Here is a 24419-nt window from a genome sequence, read left to right on the forward strand (position 1 = left end):
GTTTGCATAAGAGAGACCGATTTATGGTATCAGCAGCAGAACAAATGGCAGCCAACACAAGCTGGGCTGCTTTGGGCAAAGCCACCGATCTGCGCAACCGCATCCTGTTCACGCTTGCATTGCTGATCGTCTATCGTCTGGGCACCTTTATTCCGGTTCCGGGCATCGACGGCCAAGCACTGCGCGAGTTCATGGAGCAAGCGGGGCAGGGCATCGGCGGCATGGTTTCGATGTTTACCGGCGGTGCGCTGGGGCGGATGGGTATCTTTGCCCTCGGCATCATGCCCTACATTTCGGCCTCGATCATCGTGCAGCTGCTGACATCTATGGTTCCCGCGCTCGAACAGCTCAAGAAAGAGGGCGAGCAGGGCCGCAAGAAGATCAACCAATATACCCGTTTCGGCACCGTGGCCTTGGCCACCGTTCAGGCTTACGGTCTGGCGGTTTCGTTGGAATCGGGCGATCTGGCAACCGATCCGGGCCTGTTCTTCCGCCTGTCGACCATGATCACCTTGGTTGGTGGCACCATGTTCCTGATGTGGCTGGGTGAGCAGATCACAGCACGCGGCATCGGCAACGGTATCTCTCTGATCATCTTCGTGGGCATCATCGCCGAAGTTCCGGCCGCTTTGGCACAGTTCTTCGCTTCGGGCCGCTCGGGCGCGATCAGCCCTGCTGTGATCATCGGTGTGATCGTGATGGTGATTGCCGTGATTACATTCGTGGTCTTCATGGAACGCGCCTTGCGCAAGATCCATATTCAATACCCGCGTCGTCAGGCCGGTATGAAGATCTATGAGGGCGGCTCGAGCCACCTGCCGGTCAAAGTGAACCCAGCGGGCGTGATCCCGGCGATCTTTGCCAGCTCGCTGCTGCTGCTGCCGGTGACGATCTCGACCTTCTCTTCGGGGGCGACCAACGGGCCGGTCATGTCTTGGCTTCTGGCCAACTTTGGTCCCGGACAGCCTCTGTACCTGCTGTTCTTCGCTTCGATGATCGTTTTCTTTGCCTATTTCTACACGTTCAACGTGTCGTTCAAACCGGACGATGTGGCGGATAACCTGAAAAAGCAGAACGGTTTCGTGCCGGGCATCCGTCCGGGCAAAAAAACCGCCGAGTATCTAGAATACGTGGTCAACCGCGTACTTGTTCTGGGTTCGGCCTATCTGGCGGCGGTCTGTCTGTTGCCTGAAATTCTTCGGGGCCAGTTTGCCATCCCGTTCTATTTCGGCGGCACCTCGGTTCTGATTATCGTCTCTGTGACCATGGACACGATCCAACAGGTCCAGAGCCACCTGCTGGCGCACCAATACGAAGGGCTGATCGAAAAGTCCCAACTGCGCGGCAAAGGCAAGAAACGTGGCAGGAAGGGACCCGCTCGTCGATGAACATCATTCTTCTCGGCCCCCCGGGGGCAGGCAAAGGAACGCAAGCGCGTCACTTGGTTGAAACCCGCGGCATGGTCCAGCTGAGCACTGGCGACATGCTGCGTGAAGCCAAAGACAGCGGCACCGAAATGGGCAACCGCGTAGCCGAGGTGATGGCTAAGGGCCAGCTTGTGACGGATGAGATCGTGATCGGCCTGATCCGCGAAAAGTTGGAACAAGGCGCTGAAGGGGGGTTCATCTTTGACGGTTTCCCGCGCACTCTGGCCCAAGCCGATGCGTTGGGTGAGCTGCTGGACAGCACCGGCGAGACCTTGGACGCGGTTATCGCGATGGAAGTGAACGACGACGCTCTGGTCGCGCGTATCACGGCTCGGTCAACCTGCGGCGGTTGCGGTGAAGTCTACAACGACATCACTAAACCGATCCCGGCGGACGGCAAATGCTCGAACTGCGGCAAAGAAGGTGACTTCAAACGCCGTGCGGACGACAATGAGGAAAGCCTCAAGACCCGTCTGATGGAGTACTACAAAAAGACCTCAATGCTCATCGGCTATTATCACGCCAAGGGCAACCTGTCCTGGGTTGATGGTCTGGGCGAGATTGATGAGGTTCAGAACGCGATTGCTGGCGTGTTGGACGCCTGATCGATCCACATTTGAATATGGGCTTGACGGCACTGCCAAAAGCCCATATCGACCCCCATCCCTAAAGGGAATCAAGACTGCGTGAGGGATTCGTCCCAACCGCCCCGACCACCTCGAATAATGCTGGGCCCGCTGGCGACACTGCCAAGGTCAAGCGTTGTGAAAAAAGGTTCTGGAGTTACGGAACCGCAACGAAAAGGAAAGTGACACGTGGCACGTATTGCCGGCGTAAACATCCCGACTGCAAAGCGGGTACCTATCGCCCTCACATATATCACCGGTATCGGCAACACCTCGGCCAAAGCGATTTGCGAAGCCGTGGGCATTGAAGCGACCCGTCGCGTCAACGAACTGTCCGACGCTGAAGTTCTGAAAATCCGCGAGTACATCGACGAAAACTACACTGTCGAAGGTGACCTGCGTCGTGAAGTTCAGATGAACGTCAAACGCCTGATGGACCTGGGCTGCTACCGCGGTCTGCGTCACCGCCGCAACCTGCCGGTTCGCGGTCAGCGTACCCACACCAATGCTCGTACCCGCAAAGGCCCCGCGAAGGCCATTGCTGGTAAGAAGAAATAAGGGAGGGTCTGACCGATGGCACGCGATAAGACTCGCATCAAGCGCAAAGAGCGTAAGAACATCGCATCGGGCGTTGCCCATGTGAACTCGACCTTCAACAACACCAAAATCCTGATCTCGGACGTACAGGGCAACGCCATTTCGTGGTCGTCTGCCGGTACCATGGGCTTCAAAGGCTCGCGGAAATCGACACCTTACGCCGCTCAGATGGCCGCAGAAGATGCAGGCAAGAAGGCGCAGGAACATGGCGTCAAGACGCTGGAAGTCGAAGTTCAAGGCCCTGGTTCGGGTCGTGAATCGGCTCTGCGCGCTCTGGCTGCTGTGGGCTTCAACATCACGTCGATCCGCGACGTGACGCCGATTGCGCACAATGGTTGCCGCCCGCCGAAGCGCCGCCGCGTCTAAGCGATTTTGAATTGAGCTGGGGCTGTGTTTTTGCACGGCCCCAGCACGTCATTTTGAACCTCGGGCGTCTGCACCTTGTTGGTCATGGGGCGCGGACAGGAATGGAGGGATTACATGATCCATAAGAATTGGGCAGAATTGATCAAGCCGACTCAGCTGGACGGCAAGCCGGGCAACGACCCCGCGCGTCAGGCAACGCTGGTTGCTGAACCGCTGGAACGTGGCTTTGGTCTGACCCTGGGCAACGCGCTGCGCCGCGTTCTGATGAGCTCGCTGCAAGGGGCGGCCATCACCAGCGTTCAGATCGACAACGTCCTGCACGAGTTCTCGTCGGTTGCTGGTGTCCGCGAAGACGTCACCGACATCATCCTGAACCTCAAAGGCGTGTCGCTGCGTATGGAAGTCGAAGGTCCCAAGCGCCTGTCGATCAATGCCAAAGGCCCCGCCGTTGTCACCGCTGGTGACATCAGCGAAAGCGCCGGTATCGAGGTTCTGAACCGCGATCACGTCATCTGCCACCTGGATGATGGCGCCGACCTGTTCATGGAACTGACCGTCAACACCGGCAAGGGTTACGTCTCGGCTGAGAAGAACAAGCCCGAAGATGCACCCATCGGCCTGATCCCGATCGACGCGATCTATTCGCCGGTCAAGAAGGTTGCCTATGACGTTCAGCCGACCCGTGAAGGTCAGGTTCTGGACTATGACAAACTGACCCTGAAGGTCGAAACCGATGGTTCGATCACTCCCGAAGACGCGTTGGCATTTGCCGCACGCATCCTTCAGGATCAGCTGTCGATCTTTGTCAACTTCGACGAGCCGGAATCGGCCAGCCGCCAAGACGAAGACGATGGTCTGGAGTTCAACCCGCTGCTGCTGAAGAAAGTGGACGAGCTGGAACTGTCGGTCCGTTCGGCAAACTGCCTGAAGAACGACAACATCGTCTATATCGGCGACCTGATTCAGAAGACCGAAGCCGAGATGCTGCGCACCCCGAACTTCGGCCGCAAGTCGCTGAACGAGATCAAGGAAGTGCTGTCCGGCATGGGTCTGCACCTCGGCATGGATGTCGAGGATTGGCCGCCCGACAACATCGAAGATCTGGCGAAGAAATTCGAAGACGCGTTCTAAGCGCGTCTTCACAAATGCCCGGACTTCCGGGGATCATATGGGCACTTCCGCCCCAAGGAGAGCCGGTGACACGCATCGCCGGCCAGACAAAGCACAACGCGAAAGAAGGAACTAGAAAATGCGTCACGCACGTGGTTACCGCCGCCTGAACCGTACTCATGAGCACCGTAAGGCTCTGTTTGCAAACATGGCTGGCTCGCTCATCGAACATGAGCAAATCAAGACAACTCTGCCCAAGGCAAAAGAACTGCGCCCGATCATCGAAAAGCTGGTCACTCTAGGCAAGCGCGGCGACCTGCACGCCCGCCGTCAGGCCGCAGCACAGCTGAAAGAAGACAAAGACGTCGCCAAGCTGTTCGAAGTTCTGGGCCCCCGCTACGCCGAGCGTCAGGGCGGTTATGTCCGCATCCTGAAAGCAGGCTTCCGCTATGGCGACATGGCGCCGATGGCGATCATCGAATTCGTTGATCGTGACGTCGACGCCAAAGGCGCAGCCGACAAGGCCCGCGTTGCCGCCGAAGAAGCCGCTGACGAAGAATAAGATCGCGCCGTCTGGCTGATTAGAAACCTCCGCCCCACGTCGGGCGGAGGTTTTTCTTTTGCGGCATCGCTGACTTGCATTCGGCTGCGCGGGTCCGCATATCTGGGGCGATCCAAATCCCGGAGGTCTCATGATCCGCGTCTTTCTGACCCTGATGCTTTTGAGTCTTGCATCCCACAGCCACGCTGAAACCAAAGTGCCGACCTCGCAGGCCGAAATCAGTCTCGGCTTTGCGCCGGTGGTGAAGCAAGCGGCACCGGCGGTGGTGAATATCTATGCCAAGATCGTGCGGGAAGGGCGGGGGAACACTCTGTTTTCGGACCCGTTTTTTCAGGACTTTTTCGGCCGCGGTTTTGCCGAGCCGCGCCCAAGGGTTCAGAACTCGCTGGGGTCGGGGGTGATCCTGACTGCAGACGGGTATGTGGTGTCGAACTTCCACGTTGTCGGCAAGGCAACTGAGATCCGGGTGGTCACGACCGATCGTCGCGAGTATTCCGCGCAGGTGGTGCTGGGCGACAAGGAAAGCGATATCGCCATTCTGCGTTTGGATGAGGCCGAGGCGTTGCCTTATCTGCCTCTGCGCGATTCCGATCAGGTTGAGGTTGGTGAACTGGCGCTGGCAATTGGCAACCCGTTTGGCGTCGGACAAACGGTATCGTCTGGGATTATCTCGGGGTTGGCGCGTACGGGCACGGCAACCGGTAATGCGCGGGGCTATTTCATCCAGACCGATGCAGCGATCAATCCGGGTAATTCCGGCGGGGCATTGATTGACGTGAACGGTGATCTGATCGGCATCAACACCGCGATCCTGACGCGTTCGGGCGGGTCGAACGGAATCGGCTTTGCGATACCGGCCAATTTGGTTGCGGAATTCCTGCGTCAGGCCCAGGCTGGAAATAACAGTTTCATAAGCCCATGGGCCGGGATGGCGGGCCAGCACATGAGTGCGGACATCGCCGAGTCTCTGGGTCTTGTAATTCCGCAGGGCGTCGTGGTGTCCGATCTGCATCCGCTCAGTCCTTTGGGCGAAGCCGGGTTGCGGGTTGGCGACGTGGTGACGCATGTGGATGGGGACGAGGTGAACTCACCCGCTGAAATGAAGTTTCGCATGTCTGTCGCGGGTGTGGGCGGCAGCTCGGTCCTGACGCTGTTGCGGGGCGAAGTTCGGGAAGAGGTCGAGATCGCCCTGATCAAAGCGCCCGAGGTTCCGCCCTCGGACGATACGATACTGGACAACCAGACGGTTATGCCTGGGTTGAAAGTAGCGCGGATCAACCCGGCTGTCATTGCACGGATGGGGTTGATCTTGTCGCAGACTGGCGTGGTCGTCACCGATCCGGGGCGCTATGGCGGGCGCTCGGGTCTGCGTGTTGGTGACGTAGTCAACAGCATCAATGGGGTCTCAATTGAACACCCTGATGATGTTGTTCACGCGCTGACCGATCCGGGGCGCAGATTGCAGTTGGATGTGTCGCGCGCGGGGCGTTCGGTTTCGGTAAGGTTCCGCTTGTGAGTGATCTGTTCGATACCGGCGCGACCCAACCAGCCCCGTCAGCGCATCGTCCGTTGGCCGACCGTTTGCGTCCCCAAAGCTTGGCGGATGTGATCGGGCAAGAGCAGGTCCTGGGACCGGATGCTCCGTTGGGTGTCATGCTGGCCTCGGGCAGCCTGTCCAGCCTGATCTTTTGGGGGCCGCCGGGCGTGGGCAAAACGACCATTGCACGCCTCTTGGCGCAGGAAACCGACCTTCATTTCGTGCAGATCAGCGCGATTTTCTCTGGTGTTCCTGATTTGCGTAAGGTCTTCGAGGCCGCGAAAATCCGCCACCAGAACGGGCAGGGTACGCTGCTGTTCGTGGATGAGATCCATCGGTTCAACAAGGCCCAGCAGGACGGGTTTTTGCCATATATGGAAGACGGCACGATCCTGCTGGTGGGGGCGACGACCGAGAACCCCTCGTTCGAGTTGAACGCCGCTGTGCTGAGCCGCGCGCAGGTGTTAGTGCTGGAACGCCTTGATCTGGCCGATCTGGAACGTCTGACCCAGCGTGCCGAAAAGGAACTGGGCACGGCGCTGCCCCTGACCGGCCCCGCACGCGAGGCACTACAGGAAATGGCCGATGGCGACGGGCGGGCGTTGTTGAATCTGATCGAACAAATCGCAGCGTGGAAAGTAGACGCGCCGCTGGACCCGGATGCGCTATCGACCCGTCTGATGCGGCGGGCGGCGAAATACGACAAGTCGGGGGATGAACACTACAACCTAATCTCGGCCCTGCATAAATCGGTGCGCGGGTCGGACCCAGACGCGGCGCTGTACTGGTTCGCGCGGATGCTGAACGGGGGTGAAGACCCGCGCTATTTGGCGCGACGCATCACGCGCATGGCGGTCGAGGATATCGGGCTGGCCGATCCGCAGGCACAGGCGATCTGTCTGCAATCTTGGCAGACCTATGAACGCCTTGGCAGCCCCGAGGGCGAACTGGCGCTGGCGCAGGCGCTGGTCTATCTAGCGCTCGCCCCCAAATCGAACGGGGCCTATGTGGGATATAAGGAGGCGATGCGGCTGGCCAAGCAATCCGGCAGTGAACCGCCGCCCAAGCATATCCTGAACGCGCCGACCTCGCTCATGAAGGATCAGGGCTATGGCGCGGGCTATGCCTATGACCATGATGCCGAGGATGGGTTTTCCGGCCAGAACTATTTTCCCGACGGGATGGACAGGCCTGAGCTGTATCAACCGGTCGAACGCGGGTTCGAGCGCGAGTTGAAAAAACGGTTGGACTATTTCGCCAAGCTGCGGGCGCAACGCAACGGTTGACTCTGCCGGTAAGGCACGCCACAGACGCGCATGTTTTCAATGGCACTGAATGGCATGCAATCCGCGCGGACCCGCCGCGTGAAGGGGATATCGGTATGAGTGGCGTACAAATGATCACCGTGGCAGAAGGCGATGGCGACCAGCGGATTGACCGTTGGCTGCGCCGTCTATTTCCGCATGTCAGCCAGGGCCGCATCGAAAAGATGTGCCGTAAGGGTGAATTGCGCGTGGATGGCGGACGGGTGAAAGCCGCGACCCGGCTTGAGGCCGGGCAGGTCGTGCGCGTGCCACCTCTGCCCGACGCAGATCACAAACCGGTTGAGGTCAAGCGGCGTATCTCGGATGCGGATGCCAAGATGATCCAGTCTTGTGTGATCTACCGCGACGATCACGTGCTGGCGCTGAATAAACCGCACGGCCTGCCGGTGCAGGGCGGCAGCGGTCAGACCCGCCACGTGGACAGCCTGTCCGAAGCGCTGCGCTTTGGCTATGACGAGAACCCGCGCCTTGTGCATCGTCTGGACAAGGACACATCCGGCGTTCTGCTGCTGGCCCGCACGCGCGAGGCCGCCAAGGGCCTGACCGCCGCTTTCCGTCACCGTGACACGCGCAAGATCTATTGGGCTTTGGTGGCCGGTGTGCCGACCCCTTATCTGGGTGAGATCAAGACCGGTTTGGTCAAGGCCGCAGGTCACGGCAAGCACGGCGAGGGTGAGAAAATGATCCCCGTTCATCTGAACGAGATCAACGAAACCCCCGGCGCGAAACGGGCGCATACGCATTATGCCACGCTTTACCGTGTGGCCGGACGCGCGGCCTGGGTCGCGATGGAGCCGATCACCGGCCGCACGCATCAGCTTCGGGCGCATATGGCGGCGATTGGTCATCCGATCATCGGTGACGGCAAATATGGCGGCTCGGGTCAGGAAAACCTTGGCGATGGCTGGGGTGCGCAGTTGGGCGGGATCATCAGCAAAAAGCTGCACCTGCATGCGCGGCAGGCCTCGTTCGAACACCCTGTGACGCGCAAGACGATCACCGTGAAGGCCCCCTTGCCGGATCACATGAAACACAGTTGGGACACCTTCGGCTGGACCGAGGATTTGGCCACCGACGACCCGTTCGAGGAACTGCAATGAGCGCACCGCTGCGTCTGGTTCTGTTCGACGTGGACGGCACTCTGGTCGACAGTCAGGGCAGTATCGTTGCTGCTATGACCGCCAGTTTCAACGCGCTGTCCTTGCCGGTGCCGGATCGCACGGCGATCCTGTCCATTGTTGGCCTGTCCTTGCCCAAGGCGATGGCGCAGCTTGCACCGCAGCATTCGGATGCAGATCAGGTGCGGCTGGTCGAGGGGTATAAACAGGCCTATCACGCACATCGGTTGGAACAGGGTATGGCGGGATCGCCGCTCTATCCCGGTGCCCGCGAGGTGATTGAGGCGTTGCACGCCATCCCCGAGGTGCTGCTGGGCGTGGCGACCGGCAAATCTCAGCGCGGATTGGATGCGTTGATCGAAGGGCACGGGTTGCAGGGCTATTTCGTCACGCGGCAGGTGGCAGATCATCACCCTTCAAAACCGCACCCGTCGATGATTGACACCGCGCGGGCTGAGACGGGGGTTGAGGCTGCCGATACCGTGATGATCGGCGACACCCGGTTTGACATGGACATGGCCGCGGCTGCCGGTGTGCGCAGCGTCGGCGTCACATGGGGTTATCACGCGCGGCCCGCGTTAGAGGCAGCAACCTCTATCATCGAAACCTTCGACCAGTTGCCCGGCGCGCTGGATCAAATTTGGACCTGAAACGATGAGCGACTGGAAACCGAAACGATTCTGGACCCAAAGCGCAGTGGTTGAGACCGAAGGCGGCTTTACCGTCGAGCTGGACGGCCGACGTGTGAAAACCCCGGCCAAGGCGGGGTTGGTCGTGCCGACACAGGCCATGGCTCATGAAATCGCCACCGAGTGGGACGCGCAGGAAAAAGAGGTCGATCCGACCACCATGCCCTTCACCCGCTCGGCCAATGCAGCCATCGACAAGGTCCGGCATCAGCACGCCGAGGTTGCAGATATGCTGGCCGATTACGGCGATTCGGATCTGCTGTGCTACCGCGCCACGCACCCGCAAGAGTTGCAGCAGCGGCAGGCGGATCAGTGGGACCCCGCCCTTGATTGGGCGGCCGAGAAGCTTGCCGCGCGCCTGCTGCCGGTCGCGGGGGTTTTGCATCAACCCCAGGACCCGCAAGCTTTGTTGGGCCTGCGCCAACGTGTCCATGGTTTCAGCGACTTCCAGTTGGCCGCCTTCCACGATCTGGTCAGCCTGTCTGGTTCACTGGTGCTTGGATTTGCTGCCACCGCAGATTGGCGCCCTGCCGAGGAGATCTGGCAAGCCTCTCGATTGGACGAGTTGTGGCAAATCGAACAATGGGGTCACGACGACGAGGCCCACGCCGCGTCCGAGGTCAAAAGGGCCGCTTTCCTACACGCCAAGCGGTTCTTTGACCTCTCGGTTTGAGCCCTTTTGCTGGAATTTTTGCCGTTACTGCGGACATCTGGAAGATGATCCATCGTTTTCACTGATCCGACCCTTGACGTTTGTTTATGAATGCGACCAAACTCGGGCGCACTAAAGGGGAGACACCTTTGGGGAAACCTTTCTGGTGCCAAAGGTGCCGGACAGAGCCGTCTCTGGACAGAGGCGGAAAATCAGGAAGAGGTAAAAATGAAAAAATCCGTAATCTTGGGCGTGGCAACCGTTGCCGGCCTGGCTGCAGGCGCAGCGGCAGCGGGGACTGTCGATGATGTCAAAGCGCGCGGTAAGCTGAACTGCGGTGTGACCACCGGTCTGGTTGGCTTTGCTGCACCAGACGCGAATGGCGAATGGCAAGGCTTTGACGTCTCGCTGTGCCGCGCGGTCGCTGCTGCCGTTCTGGGCGATGCAAGCGCCGTGGAATTCGTTCCGACCACTGGCAAGACGCGTTTCACCGCGCTGGCCTCGGGCGAGATCGACATGCTGGCCCGTAACACCACCTGGACCTTCAGCCGCGACGTCGACCTGAAGTTCGAATTCGTGGGCGTGAACTACTATGACGGTCAGGGCTTTATGGTTCCCAAGGCGCTGGGTGTTAGCTCGGCCAAGGAACTGGACGGCGCAACCGTCTGCATCCAGACCGGCACCACGACAGAGCTGAACCTGGCGGACTTCTTCCGCTCGAACAACATCAGCTACGAGCCGGTTCCGATCGAAACCAACGCCGAAGCGCAGCAGCAGTACTTGGCTGGCGCATGTGACGTCTACACCACCGACGCATCGGGCCTGGCCGCAACCCGCGCCACGTTCGAAGATCCGGCGGCGCATGTCCTTCTGCCCGAAATCATCTCGAAAGAGCCTCTGGGCCCGCTGGTCCGTCACGGCGATCACGAGTGGGGCGACGTTGTCCGCTGGACTCTGAACGCGCTGGTCTCGGCTGAAGAGCTGGGCGTGACCTCGGCAAACATCGACGAGATGGCCGCTGGCACCAACAACCCCGAAGTGAACCGTCTGCTGGGCAGCGAAGGCACTCTGGGTGAGATGCTGGGCCTCGACGCTCAGTGGGCGATGCGCGCGATCAAATCGGGCGGCAACTATGGTGAAGTCTTTGCCAAGAACATCGGCGAAGAAACTCCGATCGGTCTGGCACGCGGCCTGAACGCGCAGTGGACCGATGGCGGCCTGCTGTACTCGCCGCCGTTCCGCTAAATCCTAAGGAAAAGGGCGCGGGGGAACCTGCGCCCTTTTCTCATCAAATTGCTGCGGACAGCTCATGAGCGGGGAGAACCCTGCCGGAAAAGAAGAATCCGCAGACTACGGGGATCCAAAATATGTCGACTATGACCGACCCGCCGAAAGCTGACTTTCGGTTGTCTATGCTCATAAACGATACCCGCTATCGCTCGCTGACATTTCAAGTGATCGCGGCCATCGCTATTGCGCTTTCCATTTGGTATCTGGGCAATAACCTGATCCAGAACCTGCGGGCCGCAGGCCTGAACATTTCCTATACTTTTCTGGGCGATCCGTCCGGATACGACATCAACCAGCGTTTGATCGAATATGACAGCCAGTCCTCGCATGGACGTGCGGCTGTTGTGGGCATTCTGAACACTCTGCTGGTGGCGTTTCTTGCGTGTATCACCGCCACTGTCTTTGGAGTGATCGCTGGGGTCTTGCGTCTGTCGAACAACTGGCTTGTCTCAAAGCTAATGGCGGTCTACGTCGAGATCTTCCGGAATATTCCTGTGCTGATCTGGATCATCATCATCTTTACGATCATGACGGCTGTGCTGCCGGGTCCGCGCGCCTTCCGAGGTGACAACCCGACTTCAAGTATGCTGTTTGACTTGTTCGCCTTTACCAACCGCGGCGTTTATATCCCCGGGCCTCATTTCTCTAGCGGTTTTTTCAGTGCAGCTTTTCTGAATTGGTTGCTGGTGATTGCTGTATTGATTGGTTCGTGGTTCGCCTCGCGCGAGGTTGAGAAGCGTGCAACCCTGCAACAGGAACAGACCGGCCAACGACCCAAAACCGGCCTTGTCAAACTGGGTGTCTGGCTAGTGCCCGTCGCGTTGCTGATGGTGCTGATGGGGCTGACTTGGGATGTGCCTGAGCTGAAAGGTTTTAACTTCTCCGGTGGCATCAAGATCGGTGGACCTCTGATCGCACTTTGGTTCGCCTTGTCGATCTATACTGGCGCCTTCATCGCGGAAAACGTGCGCGCGGGTATTCAGGCGATCAGCAAAGGCCAGACTGAGGCTGCTGCTGCGTTGGGCCTGCGCCCCGGTCGGATCATGAATCTTGTGATCCTGCCTCAGGCATTGCGTGTGATTATCCCGCCGTTGATTTCACAGTACTTGAACATCACCAAGAACTCGTCACTGGCGATAGCCGTGGGGTATGCGGATATCACCGCCACTTTGGGGGGTATCACGCTGAACCAGACTGGCCGCGCGATTGAGTGTGTTCTGCTGCTTATGCTGTTCTATCTGACGGCTTCGCTGCTGATCTCGATGGCGATGAACGTCTACAACGCATCCGTCAAGTTGAAGGAGCGCTGAGCCATGGCTGATCAAACAACAAATCCGATCGCTTTTGTGGCTGAAGGCACCATTCCTCCTTCTCCTCCACCAGCGAACCAGACGGGGATCGTCAAATGGCTGCGCGAGAACCTGTTCTCGGGCGTGACCAACACGATCCTGACGCTTTTGTCTTTGATTCTGATCTATGTTCTGCTCAAGAACACGTTGCCGTGGATTCTGAACGGGGTATGGAATGCCAATTCGCTGGCGGAATGCCGTGAAATTCTGGCTGGTAAGACTGGGGCCTGTTTCGCGGTTCTTACAGAACGCTGGCCGCAACTGATCTACGGTTTCAAGTACCCTGACGAGGCCTACTGGCGCCCGAATCTGGCATTCGTATTGATGTTGGTGGCTCTGGCACCGGTCCTGTTCTTTGACCTGCCGCGCAAGCTGCTGGTGTTCACGGCGCTCTACCCCTTTATCGCTTTCTGGCTGATCTGGGGCGGCACTATTCTGGTTCCACTCGTGGCATTGGTTGGCTTTATAGCGGCAGGAGCAGTGTTTCAGAAGCTTGGCCGCAACAGCTTCGCTGCCGGGTTCTTCGGCGCGATCGTGGTGGCTCTGATTGTCTGGAATATCGGCGGGGCTCTGATCCCGGAAGATGCCAACGAAGGGGCTATGCTCACGGCAGTTCCAAGTCGTGATCTGGGCGGCTTCATGCTGAACATGATGCTGGGCCTGACCTGCGTGTCACTGTCGGTTCCGCTTGGGATTGCACTTGCACTGGGTCGTCAATCTTCCATGCCGCTGATCAAGTGGGTCTGTGTCATCTTCATCGAATTCATCCGTGGCGTGCCTCTGATCACGCTGCTGTTCGTGGCTTCGGTGATGCTGGCCTATTTCTTCCCGCCTGACAGCACGGTCGACCTGTTCCTGCGCGTTGTGATCATGATCACCATGTTCTCGGCCGCTTATATCGCCGAGGTTATCCGTGGCGGTCTGGCAGCGCTTCCACGTGGACAGTACGAGGCAGCAGATAGTCTAGGCTTGGATTACCCTCAGGCGATGCGTCTAATCATCCTGCCACAGGCACTGAAGATCTCGATCCCCGGTATCGTGAACGTGGCCGTTGGCCTGTTCAAGGACACCACACTGGTTTCGGTCATTTCGATGTTCGATCTGGTGGGCATGATCCGGGGACCCATCCTAGCGTCAACCGAATGGAATGGCGTCTATTGGGAGCTTCTGGGCTTTGCCGCGCTTCTGTTCTTCGTCGTTTGTTACGGCATCTCTCAATATTCCCAGTGGCTCGAGCGTCGCCTTGCCACGGACCATCGTTAAGGAGTTCAACACATGTCTGAACTTGCAATTGAACGCGAAATCGATCGCTCGAAGATGCAGGTGAGCGACGAGGTCGCCATCGAAATCAACGGCATGAACAAGTGGTACGGGTCTTTCCACGTGCTGCGCGACATCAATCTGACCGTCAATCAGGGCGAGCGGATTGTGATCGCGGGGCCGTCGGGCTCGGGCAAATCCACTCTGATCCGCTGTCTGAATGCTTTGGAAGAACACCAGCAGGGCACGATCGTGGTGGACGGGACCGAGTTGTCGAATGACCTTAAGAACATCGACAAGATCCGGTCCGAGGTTGGGATGGTGTTCCAGCACTTCAACCTGTTCCCGCACCTGACCATTCTGGAAAACTGCACGCTAGCTCCGATCTGGGTGCGCAAGACGCCCAAGAAAGAGGCCGAAGAGCGCGCGATGCATTTCCTGGAAAAGGTGAAAATCCCCGATCAGGCGCTGAAGTATCCCGGCCAATTGTCCGGTGGTCAGCAGCAGCGTGTGGCGATTGCGCGGTCCTTGTGCATGATGCCGCGGATTATGTTGTTCGATGAACCCACTTCGGCGCTGGACCCCGAGATGATCAAAGAGGTGCTCGACACCATGATCGAACTAGCCGAGGAAGGTATGACCATGCTGTGCGTCACGCACGAGATGGGCTTTGCCCGTCAGGTCGCCAACCGTGTGATCTTTATGGACGCAGGCCAGATCGTGGAACAGAACGAACCCGAAGAGTTCTTCAACAACCCACAAAGCGAACGGACAAAGCTGTTCCTCAGCCAGATTCTGGGCCACTGATCCATTCGAAATTTGGGAAAGGGCGGGGCTTTGGCCTCGCCTTTTTCTATTCCAGCAGTTCGCGCGGAATGGCGAATTCTTGAACGTCCCCGCTGTGCCAGTCTATGTCGGCCCAATCGGTGATGCCAAAGCGGATGATCATTGTGGCGCCTGTGGGATAGTCGTGAAACCGCGCATGATCCGGCGCGCTTCGTACGATACGGCTGGCAAATTCGGCAATACCGGGATTGTGGCCCAGCATCAGCACCGTGGGCTCGGTCGCCCCCGACAATTCGATCAACATCTCTTCGGGCTCCGCCAGATAGAGCGTGCGATGAAAGCAGATTTTTACCGCTTGCAACCCCATCCGGTCCCAGGTCTCGCGCGTGCGGGCTGAGGTCGAGCTGAGAACCTCGTCCGGGACAAGGTTGTGCTGCTGCAACCATGCACCAACCGCTTGGGCGGACTTCCGGCCTCGTTTGTTCAAAGGACGGTCATGATCGTCAAGCGTTGGGTTGTCCCAACTGGATTTTGCGTGCCGGGTCAGGATCAGCGTCAGGCTCATGACGGGTGAAAGGCCCGCATATGGTGCGCGGATTGTTCCGGGTCGCGGCCTGCACCGGCGCTCAGAGGGCAGGCCAGCCGCGCCTGACAACCGCCGGTCATGCAGGTCTGGCCTTCGATGGTGGACAGGTGGTCATGGCATGCGGCCACGTTGTAGAATTCGCGGCTGTTTAGGGCCTCCACCGGACAGGAAGTCACACAAGGGGCTGGGCAGTTCGTACAGGGAGAGAGATCAGAGACCTCGGGTATGTAAAATTCCTGCTCAAAATGCAGGGCACCCCGATATGAGATCATCATGCCCACGGTATCATGTACCAGCGCGCCGACCGGACTGCTGAACGTGCGGCCCGATTTCAGTGCCCAATCGATGAACGGTGCATAGGGTGGGCCACCAAACGGGAAATGTGCGATAGCGCCCAAATCCCGCGCCATCTGGCCAATAACACGGGTCGACCATTGGTCCACCGGGTCAGGTTCCTGCCATTCCGGTGCGGCTTTCAGAACGGGCCAGAAGGCTGAGCCTGCGCCCAGTAGAACCAAAGTGCCCCCGTCCAGTCCTTTGGCCTCGCTGATCCGGGGATGCGTTGCGCCCATCACGATCAGGCCTGCCTGATGCGCCACGCGCCCCACCCAGCCATAGCTGATCGCTGTGCGATAGGCTGAGGCTGGTGGAAGTGCGGTCATCTCTTTTTGGCTCTTTGGGTCAGTCAGGGCGGATCAATGACCCGGCGCCATGCTCGGTGAACAGCTCCAGTAGTACCGCGTTTGGCGCGCGCCCGTCCAGAATGACCACCGCCCGCACGCCGCTGTGTAGCGCGTCCAGCGCGGTTTCGGTCTTGGGGATCATGCCGCCCGCAATCGTGCCTTCCAGGGTCATTTCGCGGATCTGGCCGGCTTTCAACTCGGTAACGACCTCTCCGGCGGCATTCTTTACGCCCGAGACATCGGTCAGGAGCAGCAAGCGGTCCGCCTTCAGCGCCGAGGCGATCGCACCGGCGGCGGTGTCGCCATTGACGTTGAATGTCTCACCCTCGCGCCCGGCGCCCAACGGCGCGATCACTGGTATCACGTCATGGGCAAACAAATCATGTAGGATTTTCGGGTCCATCTGCGACGGAGAACCTACGAACCCCAATGAAGGGTCTGTCTGCTCGCAGATGATCAGGTTGGCATCCTTGCCCGACAGGCCCACGGCAGTGCCGCCCTGGCCGTTGATCGCCTGTACGATGCGCTTGTTCACGAGGCCGGACAAAACCATCTCGACCACTTCCACGGTCGGTTTGTCAGTGACACGCTTGCCGCCGACAAATTCGGACTGGATGTCCAGTTTATCCAGCATCGCGTTGATCATCGGACCACCGCCATGGACGATCACCGGGTTCACCCCAACCTGACGCATCAGCACCACGTCGCGGGCAAAGCTTTCCATCGCTTCATCACTGCCCATGGCGTGCCCGCCCAGCTTGATGACGACAATTGCCCCGTCATAGCGTTGCAGATACGGCAAGGCGCTGTTCAAAGTGGCAGCGGTGGCGATCCAGTCCCGGTTCATATCTCGTGTCTTCATGGCTTAGGTCCCTCTGACGTTCCGTGTTAGGGCCTTTGCACGGTGCTGCCAAGGGGCAAGCTATTCCAGATTGGCGATGATCGAACGCAAGGTCGGAATCCCGTCACCCTTTTCGGACGACGTCAGCACAATCTCAGGGAAGGCGGCAGGGTGTTTTGACAGCGCGCCGCGCACCTGATCTAGCACCTTTTCGCGGTCCTTGGCCTTGACCTTATCGGCCTTGGTCATCACGCATTGAAAGGTCACGGCGCTGGTGTCCAGCAGCTTCATGATCTCGGCATCGACCGGTTTCACGCCGTGGCGCGAGTCTATGAGGACAAAGGCCCGACGTAGGGTTTGACGCCCGCTCAGGTATTGTTTCAGCAGCCGCTGCCATTTCTCGACCACCTTGACCGGCGCGTTGGCATAGCCATAGCCGGGTAGGTCGACCAGATACAGCTCGGGGCCTTGGGTGAAAAAGTTGATCTCTTGCGTGCGGCCCGGCGTGTTCGAGGCACGCGCCAATCCTTTGGTGCCTGTCAAAGCGTTGATCAGGCTAGATTTGCCCACGTTCGAACGACCCGCGAAACACACCTCGAGCCGGTCGGGTGCGGGCAGGCCGTCCATGGCGACCACGCCTTTGACGAACTCGGATTCGCCCGCAAAAAGTTTGCGGCCACGTTCTTGCGCGAACTCATCCGGTGTTTCGGCTAGGGGAAAGGGCAGGGTGGTCATAGCGGTTGAACCTTGTCGCCCGGCTTGACCTCGCCGCCCTGGATCACTTCGGCGTAGACGCCAAAATCCTGATGATCCCATGTGTTCAGGGCCGCCAGCGTGTCAGCGTCGCGCTGCCCGGTATCCGGGTTCGCGGTTGTCGCAAGGCAACGGGTGATCCGTTCACGCACATTCAGAACGGCCTGACCGATCTGAATGTCGCGGCCCAGCCAGTCAAATTCTTCCCACAGGGGCAAGCCGTCGAACCAGATATTGCCGCGCCAGCGAATGGGGGACAGCTCCTGCCCCAGCTTTTGCTCGACCGCGCGATGTGAGGCCATGTTGCACAGGCTGATCGAGGGGAAATCGCTGTCGGTCATGCCGCGCCCGGGCACTCGGACAATCCGGGTCGAGGCCGCGCGGTCTACAGGCATCAACGGTTTGACCCAATCCAGAAAGACATCCTGCTGCGTGTCCGGCTGAAAGCGCAGCTCGGGGCGATCGGGATGGGTGAGGGTGACGATGTCACCGTCGGTCCGGGCCGAGATTGCCATCAGTGACGGTGCCTTGGCCCCGCGACTGAAATTTGGGCACGGCACCCATTCGGACCCATCGGCCTTGGACGCCTCATGCGCGACCGCCCAAACGCGATCCCCGGGCATGGTCTGCCCGGGGTTCAGAGTGACGGTCTGGACGGCCTCGCGGCCATGGCTTTTGATCGGATGCCGCCAGAGGCTGGTTACTTCACCGGTCATTTGTCATCCGCTTTTGGCGTGCGCTTGAAGCCTGATTTGATGTTGCCGAACACATCCGGTGTATAGCCCTGGCTGCGCATGATCAGGTATTGCTGCGTGAAAGTGATCGTGTTGTTTGCAATCCAGTAGACGACCAGACCGCTGGCAAACCCACCCAGCATGAACATGAAGACCCAAGGCATCCAGGCGAAGATCATCGCCTGCGTCGCGTCAGTTGGGGCCGGGTTCAGTTTCTGTTGCAGCCACATCGAGATACCCAGAAGCAATGGCAGGATACCGATGAAGATCAGCGCCATGAAGCTTTCAGGTTGCGGCGCCGCCCAGGGCAACAAGCCAAACAGGTTCATAATCGAGGTCGGGTCCGGCGCGCTCAGGTCTTGGAAAGGGCCGAACCATGGGGCCTGACGCAGTTCGATGGTGACGAAAATCACCTTATACAGCGAGAAGAAGATCGGGATCTGCAAAAGGATTGGCAAACAGCCCGCGGCGGGGTTTACCTTTTCCTTCTTGTACAGCTCCATCATGCCTTGCTGCATCTTCTGGCGGTCGTCGCCTGCGGCCTCTTTCAGGGCCTCCATCTGCGGCTGCAGCTCCTTCATCTTCGCCATCGAGACGTAGGATTTGAACGCCAGCGGGAACAAGATGGCTTTAATGATCAACGTCAGGCCGATTATCGACCAGCCCATGTTGCCAATCAGCGCATTGATGTTGTGCAGCAACCAGAAGATCGGCTTGGTCAGGAAATAGAACCAGCCCCAGTCGATGCTGTCGATGAACTTCTGAACGCCTTCAGCCTGGTATTCGCGAATGGTTTCCCATTCCTTGGCGCCCGCGAACAGACGGGTCGTAACCTCTTCAGTCGCGCCGGGGGCTACAGACAATGTCGGAAGAACGGTTTCGGTTTGGTAAATCTTGCGGCGCGCATCGTATTTGGCGGCGGCTTTGAAGGCCGATCCTTCTTCGGGGATCAGGGTGGTCATCCAGTAGTGATCGGTGAATCCAACCCAGCCGCCTTCCTTGACCTGAAACACCTCGGCCTGCGCACGTTCATTCGGGTCGATGTCAAAGTCACGGACATCGCCATAGTCGATCTCGTCCAGCACGCCATCTGCCATGACCATGACGCCCTCGTGCAGGATGAAGAAGTTCTTGAGACCGGGCAGATCGCCATCTTCGCCGATCCCGTGACGGGCTAGGATGCCATAGGGGGCCATGCCCACTTCGGCCTGCGTGTTGTTTTCCACCGATTGGGTAACGTCGAACATATAGTTCTCGTCCACCGAGATGGTCCGGCGGAAGGTCAGGCCGTTGCCATTATCCCATTTCAGAGTGACCGGCGTGTCGACGCCCAACGTCTCACCGCTTTCCAACGTCCACAGCGTATTGGGCCCCGGAACATCGGTGCCTGCAACACCTGCGCCAGGCGCCCAGCCGTACAACGCATAATAGGCCGATTCCGATCCCACCGGGGACAGTAGCTCCACAATCGGTGCGCCTTCTTCGATCGAGACTTTGTAGTCTTTCAGGAATAGCTCATCGATGCGGCCACCTGACAGGGATAGGCTGCCTTCCAGGCGCGGTGTGTCGATCGCAATGCGCGGTGCTTCGGCATCAGGCAGTGTTTCTTCCGCTGCGGCTGTTGCCTCGCCAGTCGTGCCCGCATCCGACGCGCTGGGCGTCTGAACCTCGGTCGCGTCGGTGGCGCTGATCTCGGCCTGATCGGGCAGCGTCGTTTGTTCCGGCGGCGGGAACAGCACGAACCAAACGAGGATCACGAGAAAGCTGAGCGCGGTTGCGAGGATGAGATTCTTGTTCTGATCGTCCATCTGGGACAGCCACCTTAAGCAGTGAAACACACCCGGTGGGTTCAACAGAGTGCAGCCCCAAAGGTCAAGCGGATTCGCCCGTCAAACCGCCGCTGAGTGCGTATTTGTGGTGCAATTTTGCGTTTATGGGCCGGCTTTGCGACCAATCTTGGGCACACCGTTCAGCTTGTTCTGATGGGTCATGATCCAGTCGAACGTGTTTTCGAAGGGCATGGGCTTGCCAATCCCGAAGCCCTGAACATGGTTGCAGCCCAGCTGAGCCATCAGTGCGTGTTCGCCCGGCGTTTCGACCCCTTCGGCCAGAGTTTCGACGTTCAGCCGCTCGGCCATGGTCAGGATGGCGCTGACCAGCTGCTGCTGGCTGGCATCCCGATCTGCCTTGGCCACAAAAGAGCGGTCGATCTTGATCCGAGAAACATCAAAGCGCTTGATCGACGCGATTGAGGCATGTCCCGTCCCGAAATCATCCAAATCAATGCAGCACCCCAGTTTCGACAGGCTGGTCACGTTGCGGGTAATCACGTCATCGGGTCGGCGCGAGAAGACGGTTTCCAGCACTTCAACGGCCAACCGGTCAGGGGTCAGGTCGTTTTGGTCCAGCTCCCATTTCAGCCGGTCGATCAACGCTGGGTTGCGCAGCTCATCTGAGGAGAAATTCACGCCGATCCGGGGCACAACGATCCCGGCATTGTCCCATTGACGCATGGCGGCGAAGGCGTGGTGGCGCATGGTTTGGCCAAAACGCTCCATTAGACCCGCCTGTTCGGCAAAAGGCAGAAATACATGCGGGCTCAGCACGCCTTTTTGCGGATGCTCCCAACGTGCCAGCGCTTCGAACCCGGTGACGCGGCCGGTATCCGTCGAAATCTGAGGCTGAAACCAGGGTCGAATCTCGCCACTATCCAGTGCGGCATCAAACTCGCGCCGCAGGTTGGCCCGGATGCGTGAGCGGCGCCGCGTTTCGCTGGAATAGGCGCGGATGGTCGAGGGGCCATTTCTTTGCGCCTCATCCAAAGCGGCTGAGGCAGCATCAATCCACGCCTCAAACCCATCATTCCGGATGCTGGACAACAGGCTGAACCCGATCGAGCAAGACAGGTAAATGCCAGTGCCGTTCAGCACCACGGGTTCTTCGATAGTGGCTTGAATGCGCCCCGACATTTGGATGCAAGCTTCAAGATCAAGATGCTTGGACGGGTTTAGTCCGACTACGATTTTGTCCTCATCCAGCCGGGCGGCGATATCATGAGCGCGGATCACCGACAGCATCCGGCTGCGGAACTGATCAACCACATGTGCCGTCGCTGCGGTGCCGTGCAAATCCTCGAATTCAATGTACCCGTCCAATGCCACAATTAGGCAGGCCGAGTCGTCACGCGTGGTGGCGGTGGACCTGAAAAATCCCTCCATCCCTGCGGCAAAGCTGTCGAGCGGGATCAACCCGCTGGGCACGGTTTGGTCGCCGGGTGTTGTGGCCAGCGCGGAAAATGCCGCCAGTAAAAGCGGCAGGGTCAAAGCCACAGTAACCAAAGCCCGCTCTCCCCCCATCCAGAACGCGGCCAGGCTGATCGCAGGGGCAAAGGCCAGCGCGGGCGGGCCGCTGAGGGCGGTGGTCAGAACATTGAGAGCTTTTTCAACCGGGATACGTTTCCACATTGGTGTTCCGGGCCTTTCCCTTGGGCATCGCACGCTTGGGAAAACCGTAGAAAACCATTCTGAGTCAGACGTTAACGCAGACGCGGAATTTCATCCGAATTTTCGTCATTTTTGCCGGGGTGCAACGCAAGGCCTTGAAAATCGAACAATTTCGGGTCCAGCAGATGCGAAGGCCGAGCGTTGGTCAGGGCGCGGAACATCACCTGTCGGCGACCGGGGCTGTTCTTTTCCCACTGATCCAGAATCTGTTTCACTTGTTGGCGCTGTAGCCCGTCCTGACTGCCGCAGAGATCGCAGGGGATAATGGGATAGTTCATCGCGTTGGCAAATTTCTCGCAATCGGCCTCGGCCACATGGGCCAGCGGGCGGTAGACGAACAAGTCGCCCTCTTCATTCACCAGTTTCGGCGGCATCGTGGCCAGACGCCCACCGTGGAAGAGGTTCATGAAAAATGTCTCGAGGATATCGTCGCGGTGATGTCCCAGCACCACGGCCGAGCATCCCTCTTCCCGTGCGATGCGGTACAAGTTGCCCCGGCGCAAGCGCGAGCACAGCGCGCAATAAGTCCGACCTTGCGGAACCTTGTCCATCACGACGGAATAGGTGTCTTGATATTCGATCCGGTGAGGTACGCCCATGCGGTTCAGAAACTCGGGCAGAACGGTGGCCGGAAAGCCGGGTTGACCCTGATCCAGATTGCAGGCCAGCAGATCGACGGGCAGCAAGCCGCGCCATTTCAACTCGTATAGAACTGCCAGCAGGGTATAGCTGTCCTTGCCGCCGGACAGGCAGACCAACCATCGCGGCGGTTTGCCGTCTTTGTCATGGGCAGACGGGTCCACCATCCCGTATTGCTCGATGGCTTCGCGGGTTTGGCGCACAATGCGCTTGCGCAGCTTCTTGAACTCGGTGGTCGAGGGCGCGCCGGCAAAGAGCGGGTGGATATCGTCAGCTTCGTCAAACATGCGCAGCCCCTACAATAGTTGCTGCAACCGGGCAAGGGCGGCGCTTAGCCGAGGCGGGCCAACAGGGCTTCGGTGTCCAACCCTCGAACCGACCCGGGCACCCGACCGCTGTCGCCGGTCAAGCGCGTCGCGATGAACCCATCGGCCACGGCAGGCGGGGCGTGGCGCAACAGCAGTGAGGCCGTCAGCAGCAGAGCGGTGCGTTCCGCAAACCAGCGGGCCTCAGCCTCGGGAGGGAGGTCAGGCCAGCGTCCGATATGATCCCGCAGGGCCGCATCATATCCTCGATCCACGCCTTTTGCGGCGTCTACTTCGGCGCGCAGCACTTCGGCGGCCAAAGGTTCACGCGCCAATGTCCGCAGAATATCAAGGCAGATCACATTGCCGGACCCCTCCCAGATGCCATTCAGGGGTGCTTCGCGGTAGAGCAGGGGCAGGGGCGTATCCTCGACGTACCCCATGCCGCCCAGTATCTCCATCGCTTCGACCACGACCACGGGGCAGCGTTTGTTGTTGAGGAACTTGGCCAGCGCCACGCCGATTCGGGCAAAGGCGCGGTCTTCCGGGGTTTGTCCGTCAAAGGCCTGGGCCACGCGCATCCCAAGGGTCACTGCGCCCTGCCAATCCAGCGCTAGATCGGCCAGCACCACGCGCATCAGGGGTTGGTCGATCAGGCGGCGTTGAAAGGCGCTGCGGTGGCTCACCCAATGATGCGCCTCGGACAGGGCCGCGCGCATCAGCCCGGCAGGGGCCATCGCGGTGTCCAGCCGCGTGTGATGCACCATCTCAAGGATCGTGCGAATGCCCGCGCCCTCGTCCCCTAACTGATAGGCCAGAGCGTCGTGATACTCGATCTCGGCCGAGGCGTTGGCGCGGTTGCCCAACTTGTCTTTCAGGCGCATGAGGTGGATGGCGTTGCGTTCGCCCTCTAGCCAGCGTGGCACAAGGAAACAGGTCAGCCCACCCGGTGTCTGTGCCAACGTCAGGAACCCGTCCGACATTGGCGCCGAGCAGAACCACTTGTGTCCGCACAATCGCCAATGATCGCCGTCCCGCGTGGCGGTGGTGGTATTGGCGCGGATATCCGATCCACCTTGTTTTTCAGTCATCGCCATACCCAACGTAGCGCTGTGTTTCTGCGCTATGGGCCGGATTGTAGGATCGTAAGTATGCGCGGTCAGTTCCGGCACCCAGAGCTGGGCGATACTGGCGTCGGTTTTCAATGCAGGTACCGCAGCATAGGTCATCGTCAGGGGGCAGCAATGACTGGGCTCGACCTGACTGGCCATATATACCATAGCGGCATGGGTCGAGTGGCCGCCGGGTTCGTCATTCCACGGTAGTGCGGCGTATCCGGCGCTTTGGCTTAGTTGCATCAACTGGTGATAGGCGGGGTGAAAGCGAACCTCGTCCAGCCGTCGCCCACCGCTATCGAACAGGCGCAGGTGCGGCGGGTGAGCATTGGCCGCGCGCGCCGCCTCGTGGATCTCGGGCATTCCCAAAGTTTTGCCATATCGGGCAAGCGGCTCGGAACACCCTTTGGCACGGGTCACACACTCTTGCAGCACAGGGTCCGCAGCCCATAGGTTGATTGGATCGCGATCGGTTGGTTGGTTGGTCACTTCATGGGTTGGCAGGGTATCGCGGGCGGGTGTGGTCATGGGCTGAGTGTTCCGCCCGCAACCCGTCTGGTCAAGCC

Annotated in this window: 24 protein-coding genes; 15 read left to right on the forward strand and 9 right to left on the reverse strand. The window is 59.3% G+C overall.

Annotation, left to right across the window (positions count from 1 at the left end; all coding sequences use genetic code 11):
• The first annotated feature begins 23 nt into the window (after positions 1–23).
• The 15 genes from secY to GOV79_RS16270 all read left to right on the forward strand — a co-directional run bounded on the left by secY (position 24) and on the right by GOV79_RS16270 (position 14715).
• Positions 24–1388: a preprotein translocase subunit SecY gene (secY, locus tag GOV79_RS16200; protein ID WP_170773630.1), complete on the forward strand. Its 1365-nt coding sequence runs from the start codon at positions 24–26 to the stop codon at positions 1386–1388.
• The gene (locus tag GOV79_RS16205; protein WP_170790525.1) at positions 1385–2032 is read left to right on the forward strand and encodes an adenylate kinase; all 648 of its coding nucleotides are present in this window, start codon (positions 1385–1387) and stop codon (positions 2030–2032) included. Before secY ends, GOV79_RS16205 begins: the two co-directional genes overlap by 4 nt.
• A gap of 210 nt (positions 2033–2242) precedes the next feature.
• A complete protein-coding gene (gene rpsM / locus GOV79_RS16210; RefSeq protein ID WP_170456119.1) occupies positions 2243–2611 on the forward strand; it encodes a 30S ribosomal protein S13 in 369 nt (122 codons plus the stop codon).
• A 15-nt stretch (positions 2612–2626) separates the two neighbouring features.
• Positions 2627–3016 (forward strand): 30S ribosomal protein S11, encoded by a 390-nt coding sequence (gene rpsK / locus GOV79_RS16215; protein ID WP_170462414.1) that lies wholly within the window; start codon positions 2627–2629, stop codon positions 3014–3016.
• A 114-nt stretch (positions 3017–3130) separates the two neighbouring features.
• On the forward strand, positions 3131–4147 hold the full coding sequence (locus tag GOV79_RS16220; protein WP_170790526.1) for a DNA-directed RNA polymerase subunit alpha: 1017 nt from the start codon (positions 3131–3133) through the stop codon (positions 4145–4147).
• A 118-nt stretch (positions 4148–4265) separates the two neighbouring features.
• A complete protein-coding gene (gene rplQ, locus GOV79_RS16225) occupies positions 4266–4688 on the forward strand; it encodes a 50S ribosomal protein L17 (RefSeq protein WP_039538314.1) in 423 nt (140 codons plus the stop codon).
• Positions 4689–4818: 130 nt separating this feature from the next.
• A complete protein-coding gene (locus GOV79_RS16230; RefSeq protein ID WP_170790527.1) occupies positions 4819–6204 on the forward strand; it encodes a trypsin-like peptidase domain-containing protein in 1386 nt (461 codons plus the stop codon).
• Positions 6201–7511 (forward strand): replication-associated recombination protein A, encoded by a 1311-nt coding sequence (locus GOV79_RS16235; RefSeq protein ID WP_170790528.1) that lies wholly within the window; start codon positions 6201–6203, stop codon positions 7509–7511. Before GOV79_RS16230 ends, GOV79_RS16235 begins: the two co-directional genes overlap by 4 nt.
• A 95-nt stretch (positions 7512–7606) precedes the next feature.
• Positions 7607–8650: an RluA family pseudouridine synthase gene (locus tag GOV79_RS16240; protein WP_170790529.1), complete on the forward strand. Its 1044-nt coding sequence runs from the start codon at positions 7607–7609 to the stop codon at positions 8648–8650.
• A complete protein-coding gene (locus GOV79_RS16245; RefSeq protein ID WP_170790530.1) occupies positions 8647–9318 on the forward strand; it encodes an HAD-IA family hydrolase in 672 nt (223 codons plus the stop codon). The genes GOV79_RS16240 and GOV79_RS16245 overlap by 4 nt, the downstream gene beginning before the upstream one ends.
• 4 nt (positions 9319–9322) lie before the next feature.
• Positions 9323–10030 (forward strand): ATP12 family chaperone protein, encoded by a 708-nt coding sequence (locus GOV79_RS16250; RefSeq protein ID WP_170790531.1) that lies wholly within the window; start codon positions 9323–9325, stop codon positions 10028–10030.
• A 207-nt stretch (positions 10031–10237) separates the two neighbouring features.
• The gene (locus GOV79_RS16255; RefSeq protein ID WP_170773646.1) at positions 10238–11254 is read left to right on the forward strand and encodes an amino acid ABC transporter substrate-binding protein; all 1017 of its coding nucleotides are present in this window, start codon (positions 10238–10240) and stop codon (positions 11252–11254) included.
• A 122-nt stretch (positions 11255–11376) separates the two neighbouring features.
• The gene (locus GOV79_RS16260) at positions 11377–12609 is read left to right on the forward strand and encodes an amino acid ABC transporter permease (RefSeq protein WP_170773647.1); all 1233 of its coding nucleotides are present in this window, start codon (positions 11377–11379) and stop codon (positions 12607–12609) included.
• Between the two features lie 3 nt (positions 12610–12612).
• Complete coding sequence (locus tag GOV79_RS16265) at positions 12613–13911, forward strand: amino acid ABC transporter permease (protein WP_170790532.1); 1299 nt, start codon at positions 12613–12615, stop codon at positions 13909–13911.
• A 12-nt stretch (positions 13912–13923) separates the two neighbouring features.
• Positions 13924–14715, forward strand: coding sequence for an amino acid ABC transporter ATP-binding protein (locus GOV79_RS16270; protein WP_269149621.1), 792 nt, complete (start codon positions 13924–13926; stop codon positions 14713–14715).
• Between the two features lie 46 nt (positions 14716–14761).
• On the opposite strand, the gene GOV79_RS16275 is transcribed toward GOV79_RS16270, so the two are convergent.
• The 9 genes from GOV79_RS16275 to GOV79_RS16315 all read right to left on the reverse strand — a co-directional run bounded on the left by GOV79_RS16275 (position 14762) and on the right by GOV79_RS16315 (position 24381).
• On the reverse strand, positions 14762–15259 hold the full coding sequence (locus GOV79_RS16275) for a SixA phosphatase family protein (RefSeq protein ID WP_170790533.1): 498 nt from the start codon (positions 15257–15259) through the stop codon (positions 14762–14764).
• Entirely contained in the window at positions 15256–15942 is a 687-nt protein-coding gene (locus tag GOV79_RS16280) for a ferredoxin (RefSeq protein ID WP_170790534.1), read from the reverse strand. The genes GOV79_RS16275 and GOV79_RS16280 overlap by 4 nt, the downstream gene beginning before the upstream one ends.
• 19 nt (positions 15943–15961) lie before the next feature.
• On the reverse strand, positions 15962–16825 hold the full coding sequence (argB, locus tag GOV79_RS16285) for an acetylglutamate kinase (protein ID WP_170787571.1): 864 nt from the start codon (positions 16823–16825) through the stop codon (positions 15962–15964).
• Between the two features lie 60 nt (positions 16826–16885).
• Positions 16886–17539 carry a ribosome biogenesis GTP-binding protein YihA/YsxC gene (gene yihA / locus GOV79_RS16290; RefSeq protein ID WP_170790535.1) on the reverse strand — a complete coding sequence of 218 codons (654 nt, stop codon included), beginning with the start codon at positions 17537–17539 and terminating at the stop codon, positions 16886–16888.
• Complete coding sequence (locus GOV79_RS16295; RefSeq protein WP_170773653.1) at positions 17536–18273, reverse strand: MOSC domain-containing protein; 738 nt, start codon at positions 18271–18273, stop codon at positions 17536–17538. Before GOV79_RS16295 ends, yihA begins: the two co-directional genes overlap by 4 nt.
• Positions 18270–20099 (reverse strand): membrane protein insertase YidC, encoded by a 1830-nt coding sequence (gene yidC, locus GOV79_RS16300; RefSeq protein ID WP_170773655.1) that lies wholly within the window; start codon positions 20097–20099, stop codon positions 18270–18272. The genes GOV79_RS16295 and yidC overlap by 4 nt, the downstream gene beginning before the upstream one ends.
• Positions 20100–20222: 123 nt before the next feature.
• Positions 20223–21755, reverse strand: a complete 1533-nt coding sequence (locus tag GOV79_RS16305; RefSeq protein WP_170790536.1) for a putative bifunctional diguanylate cyclase/phosphodiesterase — start codon at positions 21753–21755, stop codon at positions 20223–20225.
• A 71-nt stretch (positions 21756–21826) separates the two neighbouring features.
• The gene (ttcA, locus tag GOV79_RS16310; RefSeq protein ID WP_170790537.1) at positions 21827–22720 is read right to left on the reverse strand and encodes a tRNA 2-thiocytidine(32) synthetase TtcA; all 894 of its coding nucleotides are present in this window, start codon (positions 22718–22720) and stop codon (positions 21827–21829) included.
• 44 nt (positions 22721–22764) lie between these two features.
• Entirely contained in the window at positions 22765–24381 is a 1617-nt protein-coding gene (locus tag GOV79_RS16315) for an acyl-CoA dehydrogenase family protein (RefSeq protein ID WP_170790538.1), read from the reverse strand.
• Positions 24382–24419: the final 38 nt, after the last annotated feature.

This window comes from Ruegeria lacuscaerulensis, assembly GCF_013034745.1.
GTDB classification, from domain to species: domain Bacteria; phylum Pseudomonadota; class Alphaproteobacteria; order Rhodobacterales; family Rhodobacteraceae; genus Ruegeria; species Ruegeria lacuscaerulensis_B.